We start from the raw sequence: 19,943 nt of genomic DNA on the forward strand, positions 1-19,943 counted from the left end.
TTATCGCACCCCGGACGGCCGGGGCGCTGGAAAGGCGGCGGCCGCCGGTGGGACGCCGCGAGCGCTGGTCGCGGCGAACGCTTTGGCGGCACTCGTTCAGCGGACGTTACCCACCCCCCGCGAAGCGCGTCAATATGCGGTTTTCGGGCGTGCAATCAGCTATTGACCCCCCGTGTGGCGGGGACTAACGTCGACCTGACAATCCACGCCATTGAAGAGGGGCACGGCGATGGTCAACCCGGTGGAGATGGACCAGTACGAGCACACTGCAGCACCGATGTTCAGCCCGTCGCTGCAGGCCATCCCTATGCCCGGCATTCGCCGTATGATCAATATGGCTGCCGGGATGGAGGATGTCATCCACCTGTCCATCGGGCAGCCCGACTTCCCGACGCCCTCACACATCGTCGAGGCGTACGTCGATGCCCTGCGTGCCGGGCAGACGGGCTATACGCTGGATGCCGGCCTGCCGGAGCTGCTCACCGCGCTGCGGGATTACTACAGCGCCCGCTACGGTCGCGAGCTCTCCGAGGACAACTTCCTCGTGACCACCGGGGCCACCGAGGCCATGTACCTGGCGCTCACGGCGACGGCCGCGCCGGGGCGGCAGTTCATCGTCACCGACCCGACGTTCGTGCTCTACGCGCCGCTCATCCGCATGAACGGCGGCGAGGTGAAGATCATCCCCACGCGCGCGGAGCAGGGGCACCAGATCGATCCCCAGGAAGTCATCGATGCCATCGGCATGCGTACTTTCGCGATCGTGCTCAACTCGCCGAACAACCCTACCGGTGCGGTCTATCCCCGCGAGACGGTGGAGGCCATCGTGCAGGAGGCGGCGTACCGGGGCGTGTACGTGTTCGCGGACGAAGTCTACGACCACCTCATGCTCGACGAGATGGAATTCCCCAGCGTGATCTCCTGCACCACGGATCTCGATCACGTGATGTCCATCTCCAGCTTCTCGAAGACCTACAGCATGGCGGGTCTGCGTATCGGCTGGCTGATCTCCAGCCAGGGCGCGATCAAGAAGCTGCGCCGCTATCACATGTTCACCACCACGGTGGCGAATACGCCGGGGCAGTGGGCGGGTGTCGCCGCGCTGCGCGGTGACCGCACTTGCGTGGACGACATGGTCGCCGAGTATCGGCGGCGCCGTGACCGCGTCGTGCAGCTCGTCGGCGAGACACCGTACCTCAACGGCTACGTGCCCCAGGGCGGGTTCTTCATATTCCCGTCGCTGCCGCCGCACACGGACGCCACCCAGCTGGCGTTGCGGATGCTCGAGGAGATCGGGGTCTGCGTGATTCCCGGCGATGCGTTCGGCGACACGACCACCAATGCCATCCGGATCAGCTACTCGAATTCCTTGGATCAGATCGAGCAGGCGTTCGAGCGCATGATCCCCTGGCTGGCCGAACAGAAGCTCGGCCCCCGCTGAAGCCCGGGCGAACGCCGGGGCGGTGGCGCCCCGGGGCCCGTCCGGGGCGCCCGGGGGCGTCACTGAGTGTGTTGCGCGCCCATGCTCTCTTCGGCCGTGCGCAGCGCCTCGGCGCTCTCGCGGCCTACCTGTTCCATTTCCGTGGCGAAACTGCGATTGAGATCACCGAGGGTGCGAAGCTCGTCGGTTACGGCTTCCCCGATCTCGCGGACGAAACGTTGCTGGCGCTCGGCGAATTCCGTCAGTGACGGACCGTCGTGGACGGACAGCATGGCGCGACACTGATCCAGGTACAGATCCGCGCAGCGCCGGGTGGTATCCATCTGCAGGTGCGCCAGGCGTTCCATCTGGCTGAGCATGGCCATTGCGGCGTGCCGGTTGGGCTCGAAGAGCCGGCTGATCTCCTCGGTATCGGGTGACGTGGGCATCGGGGTCCTCCCAGGCGAACGTGTGGGCGAGTGGCCGGCTTTCCCGGGAGTCCCGAACCGGGGCGCCCCCGCTGTGCCCGAAAAAAAAGCGAACGGCCGCGCCGGCGTGGGGCGCAGCCATGGGACAGAATACGGGGGCGAGGTCTGGATTCCGGACTCCGCCGGCAATTCATGTATAGAACATCATCCGCCCTTGATTAACCGCCGTTCGCCGGAAACCCCCCGGTGGCCGAACGACGGTGGTAGTGGCGTCGTTCACTCGCCGGACTGCTCGAGCCACTCCACGCGGTAGAGATCCAGGCGCCGGTCGCGCGTGTTGCGCACCGAGCCTTCCTCGCGCAATTGCATGAGCTGGTCCATGTCGAGATCGGTGATCAGCGTCATTTCGGTGTTGGGCGTGGATTCGGCGACGATGCCGTCGTGGGGGAAGGCGAAGTCAGCCGGTGAGAACACCGCAGTCTGCGAGTACTGGATCTCGATGTTTTCGACTTTCGGCAGATTGCCGACACTGCCGGTGATGGCGACATAGCACTCGTTCTCGATCGCCCGTGCCTGGGCGCACCGGCGCACCCGGAGATAGGCGTTCTTGGTGTCGGTCCAGAAAGGCACGAAAAGGATCTGCATGCCCTGGTCAGCGAGCAACCGGCCCAGCTCCGGGAACTCCACGTCGTAGCACACGAGAATGCCGATGCGCCCGGCGTCGGTGTCGAAGATGCGCAGCGAGTCGCCGCCCTGGACGCCCCAGTAGAAGCGCTCGTCCGGGGTGATGTGGAGCTTGAACTGGCTGTCCGTGGTGCCGTCGCGACGGCAGATGTAGGCGACGTTGTAGAGCACCGTGCCGTCATAGACGGGCATGGACCCGGGAATGATGTTGATGTTGTAGGTCACCGCCAGGCGCGACATCGCCTCGACGATCTCCTCGGTGTACTGCGCCAGCCGCCGCATCGCCTCAGCCGGGTCGTCCTGGTTGAACTGCGCGAGCAGTGGTGCGTTGAAGAACTCCGGAAAGAGGATGAAGTCGCTGTTGTAGCCGGCCATGGCGTCGACGAAGAACTCGACGTTGGTCATCAGGTCGTCGAAGGTCTTCACGCGCCGCATCTGCCACTGCACGGTGCCCACCCGCACGGAGGTCTTGCGGCCGCCCACCAGCGGGCTGCGATCGGCTTCGTAGAAGATGTTGTCCCACTGCACGAGGGTGGCGTATGCCTTCGAGGCGGCATCCTCGGGCATGTAGCCGGTGATGACGCGGCGCACATGGAAATCGTTGGCGAGCTGGAAGGAGAGGATCGGGTCGTGGATCTCGCGGCGCTTGACCAGCTCGATGTATTCCACGGGGCTGAGCTCGTCAGCATGTTCCTTGTAGCCGGGAATGCGCCCGCCGGCGATGATCGCCCGCAGGTTGAGGCTGCGGCACAGCTCCTTGCGGGCATCGTAGAGACGTCGTCCCAGGCGCATCGCCCGGTAATCCGGGTCCACGAACACATCGACGCCGTAGAGTACGTCGCCGTTGGGGTCGTGGTTGGTGAGAAAGCCGTTGCCGGTGATTTCCTCGTAGGTATGCTTGTCGCCGAATCGGTCGTAATCGACGATCATGGAGATCACCGCGGCGGCGACGCGGCCGTTGTCCTCGATGCAGATCTGGCCCTCGGGGAAGCGGTTGATCTGCGCGGCGAATTGCTTGCGCGTCCAGGCACCGCCGAGATTCGCGTACACCCGGTCCATGATGTGTTTGACGTCCGGGTAGTCGGAGAGCCGCAGGTTGCGCAGCCGCAGCCGGTGCTCGTCGGTGTCGACGCGTTCCGGGCTCTCGTCTTCGCTCGCGTGCATAGGAACGTACGTACCTTACGGTGGTCGGAACTCCGAGAATAGCATGGAGACCGTTCCGTCCGGCGCGGGTGCGTTGTAGTGCCGCAATCGGTCAAAGAACAACGAATCGGCCATACTGTTGAGCATGGATTGGCGAACTTGGTGGCTCGCGGTGCTGGTGGGCCTCGCGGTCTGTCACGACGTCTGGGGCGCAGGGTTGACGGTCAGCGTGGAGGGCCCGTCCGGGCGCGCGCTGGATAACGTGCGCGCGTATCTGGCCGAACCGCCGGAGGTGGGCAGCGAACGCGAGGCACGGGCGTATGCCCGTCGAGCCGTGGAGGTGGCGCGCCGGGCGTTGCAGGCGGTGGGCTACTACGACGCGACCGTCGATACACGGGTCGAGGCCGTCGACGACGGCTGGCGGCTGGTCGCGACGGTGGCGCCCGGCGAGCCCGTGCGCCTGCGCAATGTCGGCGTACGCCTGCAGGGTGCCGGGCGCGACGATCGGGTCTTTCAACGGGTGGTCGACGGCCTGCCACTAACCAGTGGCGAGGTGCTCGACCACGGCGCCTACGAGACGGCGAAGAGCCGGCTCCGCAGTACCGCCCTCAATCGCGGCTATTTCGATGCAGCCTTCGAGCGCAGCCGCATCGCCGTGAACACGGCCGAACGCTGGGCGGACGTGACGCTGGTGTTCGCCACCGGGCCCCGTTATCGCCTCGGCCGGGTGGATTTCCGCGGCGAGGTGCCTTTCGACGATGATCTGCTGCAGCGGCTCGTGCCCTACGAGGAGGGCACCGCTTACCGCACGGACCATATCGCCGATCTCAACCGCAACCTCATCGACAGCGGCTATTTCGGTGATGTCGAAGTGATGACCGAGCGCGACAAGGCGCTGCCCGGTGAGGCGGTGCCGGTGCGCGTGAAGGTGAGCGCCCGCGATCCCAATACCGTGGGCTTCGGCGCCGGTTTCTCCACGGACGAGGGCGCGCGTGTGCGGGTGAACTGGGAGCGTCACTGGGTCAACGCAGCGGGCCATACTGCGGGTGCGGACCTGCGTATCTCCCAGGTGCGCCAGAACGTCACCGGCGAGTACGTCATTCCGCTGCGCGATCCCCTCGACGATCGCCTGCAGTTCCAGACCGGATTGCAGAACGAGGATTTCGAGGACACCCGAAGCACGCGCTATACGCTCGCGGTGCGACGTCAGCAGCATTTCGATTCCGGCTGGGAGCGCGTGCAGTCGTTGCGGCTGCTCTACGAGGACTTCACCCAAGGCGCTCAGGAGAACGAGACGCTGTTGCTGATGCCGGGCATCAGCTTCTCGCGCACACGCTCCCGCGGCGGTGTCGATCCCTACTGGGGGGATCGACAGAGCTTTTCCCTGGAAGTGGCCGAAGAGCACCTGCTCTCCGACATCAACATGGCGAGGCTGCTGGTGGGGACCAAATTGCTGCGTACGTATCTCGACCGTCACCAGGTCTCGTTGCGGATGGATGCCGGCGCCATTGCCACCAACGACTTCGAGGCGGTGCCGTCGTCCCTGCGCTTCTTTGCCGGCGGTGACAGCAGCGTGCGCGGTTTCGGCTACCAGACCCTGGCGCCCGAGGACGACGACGGTGATCTGATCGGCGGCCGCTATCTGCTCACCGGCAGTGCCGAATACGGTTACCGTTTCGCGCCGAGCTGGCGGGCGGCGGCGTTCATCGACGCCGGCAACGCCTTCGACGACGTTGACACCGACATGAAAGTGGGCACCGGTGTCGGCATTCGCTGGATTTCGCCCGTGGGGCCCGTGCGCGTGGATTTCGCCTGGGGCGTGAGCGAACCCGATCCGCCGTTTCGCCTGCACATCTCTCTGGGACCACCGCTTTGATCCGACGCATCCTGTTCGCGGCGCTTTTGCTGGTCGCCGCGATTGCCGCCGTATTGGCCTGGCTGGTGACGACCACCGCCGGTGCGCGCCAGGGGGCGGCGCTGGCCGAACGCTTCGTCAGCGGCCTCGAGCTCAGTGTCGCCGACGGCAGCCTTTGGCAGGGCCTGACCGTCAGCACGGTACGTTACCGGCAGCCGGGGGTGACGGTCGCCGTCGACGAGGCAACGCTGCGATGGCGCCCAATGTGCCTGCTCGATGGCGAGGTCTGCATTGACCGTCTCGCCACGCGCGGGCTGGATATTGGCGTGGATACCGCTGCCATGCCCGCCGCTGGCGAAGATGCCGCTGACAGCACGGGTACCACGGCGATTGCCGTGCCCCTGCGTATCGCGGTGGCAAGCGTGGTCATGCGTGATAGCCGTGCCCGGATCGACGATCGCGAGATCGCCTTCGACCGTTTGCGTACCGGGCTGTCGCTGTGGGCTTCCGATCTGCGTCTTGCCCCCACCGAGCTGTCAGGGCTGCGCGTGCATCTGCCCGCACCAGCGGCGGACGCGCAGGGGGCGGGGCAGGAGCCCGCGGTCGCGTCGTCCGGCAGCGCATCGCTGCCTGCGGATTTCCGTCTCGCCCTTCCCGAGGTGTCGTTGCCTCTGGCGGTGCATGTCTCGCGGTTGCTGCTTACTGATGCGGCGCTTGTCCAGGGCGGGCAGCGCTGGCCGATAAGCCGGTTGCTGGTGCGCGGCGAGGCCGTGGGCGGGCGTGCCGAGGTGGAGACCTTCGATGTGCGAACGCCGCAGGGGCGGATCGAGGCCAACGGTGAAGTAGGCCTTGGGGGCGACTGGGCGTTGACGATGCACGCCCGGGTACGCAGTGATGCACCGCCCGGGCTGCCTGGCCCGCAGACGGTGGAACTGCAGGCCGACGGGTCTCTGGCTGACCTGTCCGTGACGATGGCGCTGTCCGGTGCCGTGAAGGCCGAGCTGGACGCCCACGCGCGCCTGTTCACGGCGGGCGTCCCGTGGCGTCTCGAGCTCGAGGGCTCGGAGCTGGCGTGGCCGCTCGCCGGAGCGCCCACGGTCCGTGTGCCGTCACTCTCGCTCGCGGCGGAGGGAGACGTGACGAGCTGGTCGGCGCAACTGGCGACCCGGGTCGAAGGGCCGTCCATTCCGGCGGGAGACTGGCGCGTTGACGCCCGAGGCGATCTGCGCAGCGCGGAGGTCGAGCGGCTAGCCGGTGACGTGCTGGGTGGCAACCTGAGTGCGGATGGGCGGGTTGCCTGGGCCGATGGTCTCGAGTGGCAGGCCACGGTCAACGCCGAAGGCCTTCAGCCCGGGCGCTATCGCGAGGACCTGGACGGCACGCTCGGCGGCCGGGTCGCGACCTCGGGGGCAATGACCGCCGAAGGTCTGCGGCTTTCCGTGGACGTTGACGGGATCGAGGGGACGCTGCGGGGGTACCCGGTGGCGCTCGAGGGCAGTGTGTCCCAGACGCCGGCCGGCGTGTGGCGCTTCTCCGGGTTGCGTCTTCGCAGCGGTCCCGACGAGGTAACCGTCGACGGTGAGCTCGCCGACCAGTGGGACGCGCGGGCACGGCTCGATCTGCCCGAGCTGGCTGCGTTGTGGCCGGGGCTGGCTGGCTCCGTCTCGGGGACAGCGACGCTCACCGGACCGCCGGCCACGCCGACGGTGGATGCCGACATCGAGGGTGACGGTCTGGCGTACCAGGATGTGCGTGTCGATCGCCTTATGCTCGATGCCCGCGTGCGCGAGTTGCTGCGTGGCGCGAGCGAGGTGCGACTGCGCGCGGCGGGCCTGGCGCGTGGCGGTGAACCGCTGGGCGAGGTACGTCTCGGTTTCGATGGGACACTGGATGATCACGCCCTCTCGCTGGCCGTGAGCGGCGAGGCCCCGGTGACCGGGCAGCTTGGCCTGCGCGGCGCACTCACGGCGGCCACCGGCGCATGGTCGGGGCGCCTCACCGACGGCCGTCTGGTATTGCCCGATGGTGCCTGGCGGCTGGACGGTGCGCCGACGCTCGCGTGGCGCCCGTCCAGCCGCGATGTCCGGCTCGACAGCCATTGCTGGCGTCGTGACGGCGCGAGCCTTTGCCTGCCCGAGCCCCTGCGGGCCGGCCCGGGGGGCGCCAATGCGACGGCTGAGCTCAGTGGTTTTCCGGTGGCTGCGCTGAAGCCCTGGCTGCCGCCACAGGTCGCATGGAGCGCCGAGGTCGATGCCAGTGCCCGGGTACAGTGGTCGGGTGCCGGCTGGCCCCGGGCGCAGCTCGAAGCGCGTACGACGCCGGGTCGTATCCGCGCCCCGGTGCCCGAGGGCGGCGAGCCGGCGATGCTGGCCTATGAGACGTTGAGTCTGCGGGCGGACCTCACCGATGACGGCGCGGACCTCGCGTTGAACTTCGCCTCCGAGGCGCTCGGCGCTGCCGATGTGGAGGCGCGGGTCGACCCGCGTGTCGCCGGCATGCCCGTGGCGGGCCAGGTGAGCGTGGACGGGGTCCGGCTCGGGCTGTTGCAGCCGTTTCTGCCACAGCTACGGCGTCTCGAGGGCACGCTGTCCGCGGACGGCGAGTTGTCGGGGGCGCTGCGAGCGCCGGCCTTCGACGGTGAAGTCCGGCTGCGTGACGGTGCGGTCGGTATCGCCAATCTGCCTATCCCCATAGAGGATATCGAGCTTACCGCCACCGTCCAGGGCAACGCTGCCGACATCGACGGCGGGCTGCGAAGCGGCGAGGGCACCGCGCGCATTGGCGGCTCGGTCGCCTGGGCGGATGGCGTGAGTGCGAGCGTCGCACTGGTGGGCGACGGCCTCGAGGTCGCCTATCCGCCGATGGTGCGCATGGCGCTGAGCCCGGCCATGACCATCAACTATGACGGCGAGTCCCTCAGCGTCAACGGCCGTCTGTCCGTACCCACCGGCCGTATCACGCTGCGCGAGCTTCCGGCCCAGGCGGTTTCCGTCTCCAAGGACGTGGTGGTGGTCGATTCCGAGCAGGACAGTGAGGAAGACGCCGCCAGCGAAGGCGGGCTGAAGCTCAGCACCAACGTGTACCTGGTACTCGGCGACGATGTGCGCTTCAGCGGGTTCGGCGCCGAGGCCGGCCTCACCGGTGCGCTGCAGCTCCGGCAGGTGGGCACCGACGGGGCCGAGGCCTTTGGCGAGGTCAGCCTGGTGGACGGGACCTTCGAGCGTTATGGGCAACGTCTGGAGATCCGTACGGGCGAGTTCATTTTCGCCGGTCCCATCGCCGAGCCGCGAATCCGTCTGGAAGCGGTGCGGCGGGTCGACTCGGTGCTTGCCGGACTTCGGGTCACCGGCCGGCCCGGCGCTCTCGAGGCCACGGTGTTCTCCGAGCCGACCATGGCCCAGGGCGACGCACTCACCTACCTGATAACCGGCCGGGCGCCGGGATCCGGGTCGCCCTCGGAGGAAGCGCTGGTCGCCCAGGCCGCTCTCGGGCTGGGGCTGCTCGGTGGACGCAGCGTGGGCTCGTCGCTGGCCGACCAGCTGGGCGTCGAGGACTTCCAGATGGAAGCAACCGGCACCGGAGAGGACACTCAGGTCGCCGTCAGCGGCTACATCGCCCCCAACCTGCTGGTGCGCTACGGCGTCGGCGTATTCTCACCGGCCAACACCCTGACGCTGCGCTACTACCTGAGCGAGCAGCTCTACCTGGAGGCGGTGAGTGGCGTGGCGAATGCGCTGGATATCTTTTACTCGTTCGACTTCTGACGTCGAAAGAGGGAAAAGTGGCAAGAGGCAAGGGCAACGAGGAAGGCGGCAAACCCATGTGCGGGCGGCCACTTGTTACTTGCCGCTTTCAACTTGTCACTTCTTATGGGAAGCGCCTGGCAACCGCCGTCTCCGCTGCGTCATTCACTGGCCGCGCGATGAGGCCGTCGCGGCCGATGCTGACGCGGTAGCGGGCGCCGTCGGAGAGGGGGAGGTAGGTGGCGCTGCCGTAGCGGGCGTCGGCCAGGGGGAAGTACCTCAGGAGACCGGCTCCGACGGTCTCCAGCGGGCGCAGCGACGGTGCCGTCAGGTCATGGACGCTGGCCGGTTCCCGGCGGGCACGTTCGGTGTCGCGATAGCGCCCGGCGAGTCGTTCCAGGCGGTAGCGGGTATCGAGCCCCAGGAGCTCCCCGGTGCTGCGCCAGCGCAGCACCCTCGCTTCCAGGCGCCAGTCGTCGCCCCGGAGGGGGTAGCTGGCCGGTTCGGTCGCGTCGGCTCGGGTGAGGGTGACGCGATAGCGGTCACCGTCGACATGGGCCACGGCGAGCTCGGCGACGGTTTCCTCGGCGGTGAGACGGTGCCAGGTGTAGAGATGGGCGGCCACCAGTGCGAGCGCCACGAGCGGTGCCAGAAGCACGAGGGTGCTGCCCGCGCGCAGCGTTGCCGCAGCGGGCTGCCGGCGCCGCAGACAGCGAACGCAGGTCGTTGCCTGCCAGACTGCCGCCAGGGCCAGTGCCGCGGCGATCCACGCGATCGTGCTCATCCGCGGGGCCCGCCCCCCACCGGTATGTGAAACTGGCGCTCCCGCCAGGCGAGCACGACCCCGTCCGGGGTTATACGCTCGATCCTCGGCCCGGCCGCCAGCGTTTCCCCCTCGCCGTAGCGGCGCATGTCCACCAGAAGGAAGCGTCGTCCCGGCTCGGCGGCATAGACATGCACGTTGATGGTGAATTCCGGTAGCGACTGCCGATACGCTGTGGGCAACGAGGCGTAGGCAGGGGCAGGCTCGGGTACCGGCCCCGGGTCCGACTCCTGCTCGGGCGCCGGCGGCCGCTCCGGCTCGGGATCCGGCTCGTGTCGGTCTTGGGGTTGCGGGTCGGATGTCGGCGGCGGTTGCGCATCCGGCTGCGATCCGGCGTCAGGCTGTGCATTCCCGTTCGCCCCGGTATCCGGCTCGCGCCCTGGTTGCGTGGATGAGTCGGCCTCGCCGGCGAGCTGTGCCAGAACCGACGTTTCCTCGTGGTCTTCGGCCTTGCCGCCGCCGGCCTCGTCGACGGTCGGAGGCGCCGTCTCCGGCGCCCTCATCAGTGATGGTGACAGGTACACGGCGGCGATGGCGGTGGCGATCAGCACCACCGCTGCGAGCACGACCAGGCGGTACCGGTGCCCGGAGCGGTAGCGTAGCGGGCGTGCAGGCGGGGCGTTGCCCAGCCCGCGGCGTTCCCGGTCGGAGCGGCGCAGCGCGTCGAGAATGTAGGACACGTCAACGGGCCTCCATGGCGGGGTCGGGACTTTCCAGCAAGTACAGCAGCGTCGCCCGGTCCAGGCGCCCGTGATCCGGCAACCCGTGGCGTTGCTGGAACGTGCCGAGACGTTCGGCGAGGCGACGGTCGAAATGGTTCTGCAGGTCGGGCGGTGCCTCCGCGCCCAGGCGGTCGCGCAGCCACCGCACCGCCTCACCCCGATCGCCGACGGTCGCCGGGATGGGGGTGAGCGCCGGTGGGCGCCAGAGCACCATGAAGTCACCCTGCCACACCGGGGCGAGAACGTCCCGGGAGACCGTGTGCGCAGCCGTGTCGCGGTACAGCCGGGCCTGTCCGGCGGTGACGCCGTCAGCGAGCACCATGGTGGTGCTGCCACCGGTGTCGAGCTCGAGCAGCACGGGGCGTCGCAGCCCGGTGAGTGCCTGCCAGTCGCCGCGCAGATGCAGGCAGACGAAACCCGAACCATCGAGCGCGCTGCAGTCCACGGCGTCACCGTTCGCGGTGGCCGTCGCCACGCCCTGACGATCGGCAAGTGCCGCCACCGCCTCGGCCGGGCGATCGTATGAGGCGTTCTCCCGTATGGATGCCAGGGACGTCAGCCATTGGGCGGCGGCGTCGCCGCCCACCGGGCGCAGATACCACAGGCCCGCGGCGGCGATCATCACGGCGGTGCCGGCGGCTGCTGCCCACGGCCAGCGTCGCGGGCGGCGGTGCTGGTGATCGAGCTCGCGGGCCGCGCGGCGTACGTGTCGCCACCTGACCCGGCGGGCGCCGTCACCATAGGCGCCCAGCAGCGCGCGGTCGGCGACCACGTTCACCAGCCGCGGGATACCGCCGCTCGCGCGATAGAGCGTGCGCATGGCCGGCGCGGTGAACAGGTTCTCGTCGCCGCCGGCCATGCGCAGGCGGTGACGGACATAGGCCCGGGCCTCGTCGCGGCTCAACGCCCGCAAGTGGTAGCGTGCGGTGATGCGTTGTGCGACCTGACGCAGGGCGGGGCGGGCGAGCAAGTCGCGTAGCTCGGGCTGGCCCACCAGCAGAATTTGCAGAAGCTTCTCCCGGCGGGTCTCCAGGTTGGTCAGCAGGCGTACCTGCTCGATCAGTGCCGAGCCCAGTGTCTGGGCTTCGTCGATGAGCAGCACCGTCGTGCGTCCGCGGGCATGGGCGGCCAGTAGCCGGCGATTGAGCTGATCCACCAGCGCGTTGCTGTCGGCGCCGTCGGCGGGCGTCTCGCCCAGCTCGCGCAGAATCGCGGCGACGAACCCTGCCACCGAGTCCGTCGGGCGGTAGAGCCACGCCGTGTCCACGTCACCGGGCAGGCGCTCCAGCAGTGCTCTGGCGAGCAGGGTCTTGCCCGTGCCCACTTCGCCGGTGAGCTGAACGAACCCGGTTCGCTCGCGCACGCCGTAGACCAGGTGGGCGAGCGCTTCCCGGTGGCTCGTGCCGAGAAAGAGAAACCCCGGGTCCGGGGGCAGCGCGAATGGGCGCGTGTGTAGTCCGTAGGCGGCCTCGTACATGCCGGGTGCCGAGTGCGTTGTCGGGACAGCAGGATACTGCGCACGGGCGCCGGCGCAAACCGCCACCGGTGCCGGCGGTGGCCCGGCCGGCGTAGATACGCCGTTGTCGGTCAAGCGCGCTGTGCATGAACGTCGCTGAACAGTCGCCGCAGCTCGGCGGGCGCACAGCGCTGGCCGACATACCCGTCGCAGAGATGTCGGCTGCCAAGTGCAGCCGACCTACCCGGCTTGAGCCCCAAACATGGAAACGAGCCACCCGTAGGGGTCAGTCGTTCGTCGGTACCCGAGTCGCCAGATAGAGTCCGGCAAGGATGAGCGCGCCCCCCACTGCATGGTAGGCCGCCAGCGACTCGCCCAGAAGCAGGAAAGCGAGGCCGGCGGCGAACACCGGTACCAGGTATATGAACATCGCCGCCCTGGATGGTCCCACGCGGGCGACGCCGTGGTTCCAGAAGGCGTAGGCGAGCAGTCCCGGGAACACGGCGACATACACGAAAGGCAGGGTCAGCGCCGGTGTCAGGTCGAACCCGCCGACCAGTGCCAGCTCGAGCAGGTAGGCCGGCAGAATGAGTGGCAGCCCGAAGAGAATCTGCGCGGTGAGAAAGCCGGCCGCCGACATGGGCAGCGGACGGCGGCGCAGGAGCACCGAGAACAGCGCCCACGCACTCACGGCGCCGACCATGATCAGGTCCCCGGGGCGGAACGACAGCGCGAGCAGTGCCGCAAGCCGGCCGCCGGCGACGATGGTCACGATGCCAGCGAGCGCGCAGGCGATACCGCCAGCCTGGGCGGGACGTGGTCGGGCGCCGAGTACCGGCCAGGCGAGCAGGGCCACCAGTATCGGCATGGTGGCGTTGATCAGGGTGAGGTTGAGCGCGGTCGTCGAGTCCGCTGCGAGGTACAGCAGGGTGTTGAACAGGCCCACGCTCAACCCGGCGACCAGCAGCATCCGGCGCCAGTTCCGGCGTACCACTGGCCAGTCCCGCCGCAGCGGGCCGATGCCCACCGGCAGCACGATCAGCAGCGCCAGTGCCCAGCGCCAGAACGACAGGGCCACGGGCGGAATGACGTCCACGACGCCGCGTGCGAGCACGGCATTGCCGGCCCAGAACAGCGCGGTGAGCACGAGTCCCGCGTAAGCGAGGGTGTGGGGGTGTTCCGCGGAGATGGTGTTGTCCGTGGCGGCCATGAGCCTTCCCTTAGTGTCCTGAATCAGATTGTCGTTGCAATTCCGAGTGCCCCGGTCTCGCCAGGGCCAGGCGCGGCGACGAGTCGTAGTGGGGCCTACGGCGAGGCGGCGCGTCACCGCCGCGGCGCGACCGGGGCGCTCCCTTCGGGCGCGTCATGGCGCCGCTGTCGCCGTGTTGGCGTCGCTCGACGTGGGGGCCGCCACGCCTTCGCACCGCCGCCTGGCCACGGCGGCACCATGACGTGCAGAAATACCGCGACTGTCTGATACAGGACACTAGAGACGCTGACACAACGTCAGAATGGTCCGCCGCAGCCACTGGCTGGCCGGGTCGGTGTCGGTGCTCGCATGCCAATACTGGTGTACCGGCGCGTCGTCGAGCGGTACCGGCGGCGGTATCAGGCGCAGGCCGCCGGTGCCGGCGAACGCCCGGGCGGCCCGCCACGGGATGGTCGTGATCAGATCGGTGGCGGCGACGATGGGCGCGACCGAAAGAAAGCTGGGCACGGTGGCTGTCACCCGGCGGCGCAATTGCTCGGCGGCCAGGGCCTCGTCGATGCGCCGGGAGAGGTAACGGGTGTGGCTGACGTCCACGTGGTGGAGCTCCGCGAATCGCCGCAGGGTGAGGCGGTCGCGGATTCCCGGGTGGTCGGCGCGGGCCATGCAGATGAACTGTTCCACCAGCAGCCCCTCGCTGCGGAACTCCCGCTCCAGCTCCGGGCGGTTGCCGATGGCGAGGTCCAGGTCGCCGCTGCGCAGATCGGTGGCCACGGCGGGCTGGTCGTTGGCGACCACGTCCACCTGCACTGCCGGTGCCACCCGCGCCAGGTGATCGAGCAACCGCGGCAGGATCACCGAGTCCCCGTAGTCGCTCATCGCCACGCGAAAGCGGTGCTCGGAATGAGCGTAGTCGAACAGCCACTGCTCAGAGAGGGTGTGGCGGATGAGGGTGAGGGCCTCGCGGATCGGTTCGGCGAGCTGTCGAGCTCTTGGCGTGGGGGTCATGCCCCGGGCCTGGCGGACGAACAGCGGATCGTGCAGCAGCGCCCGCAGCCGGTTGAGGGCATTGCTCGTGGCCGGCTGGCTCATGTCCAGGCGCTCGGCGGCGCGGGTGATGCTGCCTTCCTGGAGGATGGCATCGAATACCGCCAGCAGGTTGAGGTCCACGCCGCGTAAATTCATCTGGTGAATATTACTTATAAGTTAAATGCGTTGCACCGATAGCATGCGAAGCGTAGCTTGAAAATCGGCCTCTGGCCACGGCGAATCGCCTCGAGGGCTCCCCGGCCTGGCGATTCGTCGGTTTCCGTTCCTGATACACCCTTCTGTCTGTTGCGATGCAATCCCCGGCAAGCAACACCCCCGGCCTCCCCGGCCGGGGGCTTTTTTTTGGTTGAGTGCGTTCCGGGTGACGCAGGCGGGAAACATGCCGCGAGCGGGAAACACGCCGGCGTGGGACCACGCGGGCACGGGCTCCCTGTCCAGTCGTGCCCGTACCCGCGCGTCGCGGCACGCTTACGCGGCGGAGCGCTGCTGCGTGCGCAGGTAGCGCTCGAGCTCGTCCGCACCGCCGATGTGGTGGCCGCCGATGAACACCTGCGGCGTGGTGTTGCGGCCGGAGACCGCACGCAGCGAACGGCTCGTCACCGGTCGGGCCAGCTCGATGCTCTCGTAGGCGATACCGGCCTGGTCGAGGAGGTCCTGCGCCCGGGCGCAGTGAGGGCAGCCGCGCCGCGTGAACAGCGTCACCGGCTCCGGTGGCCTGGCCGCGGCATTGATGTAGTTGAGCATGGTGTCCGCGTCGGAGACCTCGAACGGGTCACCGGGCTTCTCCGGCTCGATGAACTGCTTCTCGATGACGCCGTCGCGCACCAGCATGCTGTAGCGCCAGGAGCGTTTGCCGAAGCCGAGCTCCGACTTGTCCACGAGCATGCCCATGCCGTCGGTGAATTCGCCGTTGCCGTCAGGCAGCAGCGTGACGTTCTCCGCCTCCTGATCCTTGCCCCATTCGTTCATCACGAAGGTGTCGTTCACCGACAGGCAGACGATTTCGTCCACGCCGTTCGCCTTGAGTACGGGCGCCAGCTCGTTGTATCGGGGCAGGTGACTGGCGGAACAGGTCGGTGTATACGCACCGGGCAGCGCGAAAACCACGACCGTTCTCGCGGTGAAGATGTCGTCGCTGCTGATGCTCTGCCAGGCATTGTCGCGGCGCACGCGGAACGTGACCTCGGGTACGCGCAGGCCTTCGCGGTTATCCATGAGATGCCTCCGGTTGTCGATTGTCAGGCGAAAAACGATTGATGGGGAGAATGATGATGCAGCCAGCGCTGTCTGTGAAATGAAACGTTTCTATTCGAACGATAGCTGCAGGCTATGTTCAGGGCGGTCGGTGAGTTGGGAGAAGGTGACGCCCAGCAGGCGTACGGCGCGGTGGAGGCTGTGCTGGCGGAGGCATTCCCGGGCGGCGGCCTGGAGGATATCGGTGTCGTCGCTGGCCTCGGGCAGCGAGAACGAGCGTGTCTGGGTGACGAAGTCGCGATAGCGGATCTTCACCGTCACCGTCTTTGCCCGCAGGCCGCGCTCGCGCAGCTTCGGTACCAGGCCCCGGATCATTTCCGCAGCCAGCCACGCGAGGCGCCCGCTGGAGCGGCAGTCGGTCTGGAACGTCGTCTCCCGGCCGATGGATTTACGCCGCCGTCGTGCACCGACGGGACGGTCGTCGTGGCCGTGGGCTCGCGCCTGCAGCGCTTCGGCGTGGCGGGCCGGAAACAACCGCGCAAGGCGTTCCAGCGGTGCATTGGCCAGCTCGCCGATGGTGGTGATCCCGAGCTCGGCAAGGTGTTCGGCGGTCCGGGGGCCGACACCATGGAGGGTGCGCACCGTCAGCGGCCATACGCGCGCCGGCACGTCGTCGAGCGTCAGCTCGGTGAGGCCGTCGGGCTTCTCCAGATCGGAGGCGATCTTGGCCAGCAGGCGGTTGGGGGCGAAGCCGACCGAGGCGGTGAGCCGGGTGCGCTCGCGGATCGTGTTCTTGAGCGTCCTCGCAAGCTGTCGAGGGGGCTCGTCGCGGTGACTGACGTCCAGGTAGGCCTCGTCCAGCCCCACTGGTTCGAGCACGCGGGAGACGTCTTCCAGGATGTCGAACACCGCCATCGAGGCGTCCCGGTAGGCTGGCAGGTCCACCGGCAGGAACACCGCGTGGGGGCAGAGTGCCACGGCACGCCGCAGTGGCATCGCCGAGTGGATGCCGTACTGGCGTGCTTCATAGGTGGCGGTGGAGACGACGCCGCGGCGATTGGGGTCGCCGCGGCCGCCGACCACCACCGGCTGCCCGGCGAGCTCGGGCCGGCGTAGCAGCTCCACGGACGCGAAGAAGGCGTCCATGTCCACGTGAAGGATGGTACGTTCGCCGCCGCTCATGGCGGCGCATAGTATCCCTGCTCAGGCGCACGCGGTCGAGTGGAGGCCGCCCCGGCGAGCGGCCGGGGGATCGGGCGCGGCCCCCGCGTACCCGGCTATTGTGCGCGGAAGCGGCCGACCAGTTCGCGCAGCCGTTCGCTCATGGCGGCGAGTTCGCTGCCGGCGCGCTCGAGCTGTTCCATGCTCTCCACCGTCTGCTCGACCACGGCGTTCACCTGGCTGACGTTCTGATTGATGCTCTCGCTGGTGGCGGTCTGTTCCTCCGCCGCACCGGCGATCTGGGTGTTCATCTCGGTGATGCGGTTGACCCCTTCGCTGATGCGCCCGAGAGCATCGCCAGCCTCGGCGGCCTGGTCCACTGTTTTCCGGGCGCGGGTGCGGCTGCTGTCCATGGCGCTGGCGGCCGCCTCCGCGCCGGCCTGCACCCGCTCGATGATGCTCTGGATCTCGCCGGTGGACTCCTGGGTGCGCTGGGCCAGGGTGCGGACCTCGTCGGCCACCACCGCGAAGCCCCGCCCCTGCTCGCCGGCCCGGGCGGCCTCGATGGCGGCGTTGAGCGCGAGCAGGTTGGTCTGCTCGGCGACGTCACGAATGACGTCCAGCACCGTGGTGATATTGCCGGCCTCCTGGCGCAGATCCATGACGGTCTGTGCAGCGGATTCCACCTCCTGTGCCAGGCCGTCTATGGCATCAACCGTGCGCTGAACCACTTCCCGGCCCTGGCCGCTGTCGTTGGAGACACCCTCCGCGCCCTCGGCCGCCTCCGAGGTATTGCGGGCAATCTCCTGCCCCGTGGTGGCCATCTGGTTCATGGCGGTGGCGACCTGGTCCACTTCCTCGCGCTGGCGCCGCACGCCTTCATCGGTGGAGCGGGTCACGGCGGTGAGCTCCTCGGAGGCGCCGGCGAGGCTCTCGGTTTCCTGACTGATGCCGCGAACGACCCCTTGCAGCGCCTCGAGGAAGCGGTTCACGGCGGTAATGAAGTCCCCCACTTCGTCGTGCTGCCCGGCGGTAAGGCGCCGGGAGAGGTCTGCCTGCCCGGATTCCATGTCGTCGAGCAGCGCGGTGATCTCGCGGCGGCCACGCTGGACCGGGCGTACCACCCCCCGGGTGATGACGAAGGCGAGGATCAGCCCGCCGACCGTGGCCACGCCGACCAGTGCCGCGGTCAGGGTCATCGCCGAGCTGGTGCGCGCGCCGGCCTCGCCGGCCACCTCGGAGAGCGCGCTGAAGCTGCTGTCCTGCAGCGCTTGGGCGGTCTCGACCATTTTCCCGCCGAGCGGATCCATGACGTCGGTCTTCGTTCGCGCGATGGTGCTGAGCTGGGCGGCGAGCTCGTCGGTGATGCGCTGGTAGCGGCGGGTGGCATCGGCGGCGGCCGCGCGAAGCTCTGCCTGGCGGTCGCCGAGGATGTAGGCGTTGAGCTGCTTGAGACCGCGCTGGGCGTCCATGGCGAGCTTGCGGCTTTCCTCGAGCAGGGCCTCGTCGCGGTCGCTGAGATAGCGGCGCGCGGTGGTGCGCAGCTCGTTGACGATGCCCAGTGTGCGCTGTGCCTGGTAGGCGAGCAGGTAGTCGTTCTGCCCGGTGCCCATGGCCGCGAGATCGTCGAGGGGGGCGGAGGCGGCTTCACCGGCCTTGCTGAGGCGGTCGGCCACTTCCGCGAGCGTGGAAGTTGCCGGCCGGATCTTCTCGCTGAACGCGGTCTCGTATTGCTGGTGCTGCGTCGCCAGCGTGTCCAGCAACTCGAGGCGTTGGGCGTCATCGATGCGCGAGCGAGCCCGCTCGAGCTCCGCGCGGAATTGCTCGCCGTTGGCGAGGAAGGCCTCCGCATTATCCCGTGCGCGGGTGTCGATGTACGCATTGAGCGCGAGGCGCTGGCTGTAAAGGTCGCTCAGGATCGCCGTAGCCGTCGCCGTGTCGGGGGCGAGATCGCCGGTGACCACCCCCATGTGCCGGTCGACGGCGCGGAAGCCCGCGATCGCGACCGCGCCGACGACCACGAACAGCACCAGGATCACCACCGGTGCGGCCATTACCTTGGCGGTCAGCCCCAGGCGCCACGCGCCGCGTCCACCCGCCGCCTTGCCTCTCGTCCTCGTCAATCGCGATTGGCTCATTGTCATCGTTCTCGCTGCCGGGAATCGTGGAGTTCCACTTCCTTCTATCGGCGGCGGGGCGATGAACTTGATCCGCCCGTGTCAGGACACACCAGGTGCCGGTCGTCTCCCGGTCGTGCCTACGTATGTATTTGTCGTTCACGCCGCCGCGCGCGCAGACGCAGGTTCATCATCTCCACGGCCGCGGAGAAGGCCATCGCGAAGTAGATGTAGCCCTTGGGAATGTGCAGCCCCGCACCGTCGGCGACCAGTGCGACGCCGATGAGCATCAGGAACGACAACGCGAGCATCTTGATGGTCGGGTGAGCCGCGATAACGCGGTTGATCGCCCCCACGAGCAGCAGCATCACACCCACGGCGAGGATGATCGCCACCACCATGACTTCGATGTCGTCGGCCATGCCCACAGCGGTGATGACGGAGTCCAGGGAGAAGACCACGTCCAGCAACCCGATCTGGACGATGACACTGACGAAGCTCGCGCCCGCCGCGTCGCTTGCGGCATGGCCGTCACCTTCGCCTTCGAGCTTGGCGTGAATCTCCGTGGTCGCCTTGTAGATGAGGAACAGCCCACCCGCGCCGAGGACGAGATCGCGGCCCGAGACCCCGTGACCGAAAACCTCGAACAGGGCACGGGTCAGCCCCATCAGCCAGGCGATGGAGAACAGCAGCAGCAGCCGGGTGACCAGCGCCGCCATCAGCCCGAGCTGTCGGGCGCGCGGGCGCTGGTGCTCGGGTAGGCGGTCGGCGAGGATGGAGATGAACACGATGTTGTCGATGCCGAGCACGATCTCCATCACAGTGAGCGTTACCAGCGCCGCCCACGCGGCCGGGTCGCTCATCCAGTCGATCCATTCCAGCACGATGGTCTCCCTGCATGTTGGTGCCCGTCGGGGAGGATACGGGCCGTCCGCAGGGG

At 68.2% G+C, this 19,943-nt stretch carries 14 protein-coding genes; 3 read left to right on the forward strand and 11 right to left on the reverse strand.

The window, feature by feature from the left end; translation table 11 throughout:
* Positions 1-229 precede the first annotated feature (229 nt).
* Positions 230-1,441, forward strand: a complete 1,212-nt coding sequence (locus ACPEES_RS12480; RefSeq protein WP_435103824.1) for a pyridoxal phosphate-dependent aminotransferase — start codon at positions 230-232, stop codon at positions 1,439-1,441.
* Positions 1,442-1,500: 59 nt separating this feature from the next.
* Here the strand turns inward: ACPEES_RS12480 and ACPEES_RS12485 are convergent, their stop codons facing one another.
* On the reverse strand, positions 1,501-1,869 hold the full coding sequence (locus tag ACPEES_RS12485) for a phasin family protein (protein WP_435103825.1): 369 nt from the start codon (positions 1,867-1,869) through the stop codon (positions 1,501-1,503).
* A gap of 255 nt (positions 1,870-2,124) precedes the next feature.
* Positions 2,125-3,696, reverse strand: a complete 1,572-nt coding sequence (locus tag ACPEES_RS12490) for a GNAT family N-acetyltransferase (protein ID WP_435103826.1) — start codon at positions 3,694-3,696, stop codon at positions 2,125-2,127.
* A gap of 124 nt (positions 3,697-3,820) precedes the next feature.
* Here ACPEES_RS12490 and ACPEES_RS12495 point away from each other — a divergent pair, with 124 nt between their 5' ends.
* Positions 3,821-5,551 (forward strand): autotransporter assembly complex protein TamA, encoded by a 1,731-nt coding sequence (locus tag ACPEES_RS12495; protein WP_435103827.1) that lies wholly within the window; start codon positions 3,821-3,823, stop codon positions 5,549-5,551.
* Entirely contained in the window at positions 5,548-9,294 is a 3,747-nt protein-coding gene (tamB, locus tag ACPEES_RS12500) for an autotransporter assembly complex protein TamB (protein ID WP_435103828.1), read from the forward strand. The genes ACPEES_RS12495 and tamB overlap by 4 nt, the downstream gene beginning before the upstream one ends.
* A 103-nt stretch (positions 9,295-9,397) precedes the next feature.
* On the opposite strand, the gene ACPEES_RS12505 is transcribed toward tamB, so the two are convergent.
* From ACPEES_RS12505 to ACPEES_RS12545, 9 genes are all read right to left on the reverse strand, one after another.
* Positions 9,398-10,057 (reverse strand): hypothetical protein, encoded by a 660-nt coding sequence (locus ACPEES_RS12505; protein ID WP_435103829.1) that lies wholly within the window; start codon positions 10,055-10,057, stop codon positions 9,398-9,400.
* Positions 10,054-10,776, reverse strand: coding sequence for a general secretion pathway protein GspB (locus tag ACPEES_RS12510; protein WP_435103830.1), 723 nt, complete (start codon positions 10,774-10,776; stop codon positions 10,054-10,056). The genes ACPEES_RS12505 and ACPEES_RS12510 overlap by 4 nt, the downstream gene beginning before the upstream one ends.
* A gap of 1 nt (position 10,777) precedes the next feature.
* Positions 10,778-12,295, reverse strand: coding sequence for an AAA family ATPase (locus ACPEES_RS12515; RefSeq protein ID WP_435103831.1), 1,518 nt, complete (start codon positions 12,293-12,295; stop codon positions 10,778-10,780).
* Between the two features lie 265 nt (positions 12,296-12,560).
* A complete protein-coding gene (locus ACPEES_RS12520) occupies positions 12,561-13,484 on the reverse strand; it encodes a DMT family transporter (RefSeq protein ID WP_435103832.1) in 924 nt (307 codons plus the stop codon).
* 276 nt (positions 13,485-13,760) lie between these two features.
* Positions 13,761-14,666, reverse strand: a complete 906-nt coding sequence (locus ACPEES_RS12525) for a LysR family transcriptional regulator (protein ID WP_435103833.1) — start codon at positions 14,664-14,666, stop codon at positions 13,761-13,763.
* 333 nt (positions 14,667-14,999) lie between these two features.
* Positions 15,000-15,746 carry a glutathione peroxidase gene (locus ACPEES_RS12530; RefSeq protein WP_435103834.1) on the reverse strand — a complete coding sequence of 249 codons (747 nt, stop codon included), beginning with the start codon at positions 15,744-15,746 and terminating at the stop codon, positions 15,000-15,002.
* A gap of 90 nt (positions 15,747-15,836) precedes the next feature.
* Positions 15,837-16,907: a DNA polymerase IV gene (dinB, locus tag ACPEES_RS12535; RefSeq protein ID WP_435103835.1), complete on the reverse strand. Its 1,071-nt coding sequence runs from the start codon at positions 16,905-16,907 to the stop codon at positions 15,837-15,839.
* A 95-nt stretch (positions 16,908-17,002) separates the two neighbouring features.
* Positions 17,003-19,009: a methyl-accepting chemotaxis protein gene (locus ACPEES_RS12540; protein ID WP_435103836.1), complete on the reverse strand. Its 2,007-nt coding sequence runs from the start codon at positions 19,007-19,009 to the stop codon at positions 17,003-17,005.
* A 134-nt stretch (positions 19,010-19,143) separates the two neighbouring features.
* Positions 19,144-19,887 carry a TerC family protein gene (locus tag ACPEES_RS12545; protein WP_435103837.1) on the reverse strand — a complete coding sequence of 248 codons (744 nt, stop codon included), beginning with the start codon at positions 19,885-19,887 and terminating at the stop codon, positions 19,144-19,146.
* Positions 19,888-19,943 lie beyond the last annotated feature (56 nt).

It is taken from the genome of Arhodomonas sp. AD133, assembly GCF_051195215.1.
GTDB lineage: Bacteria > Pseudomonadota > Gammaproteobacteria > Nitrococcales > Nitrococcaceae > Arhodomonas.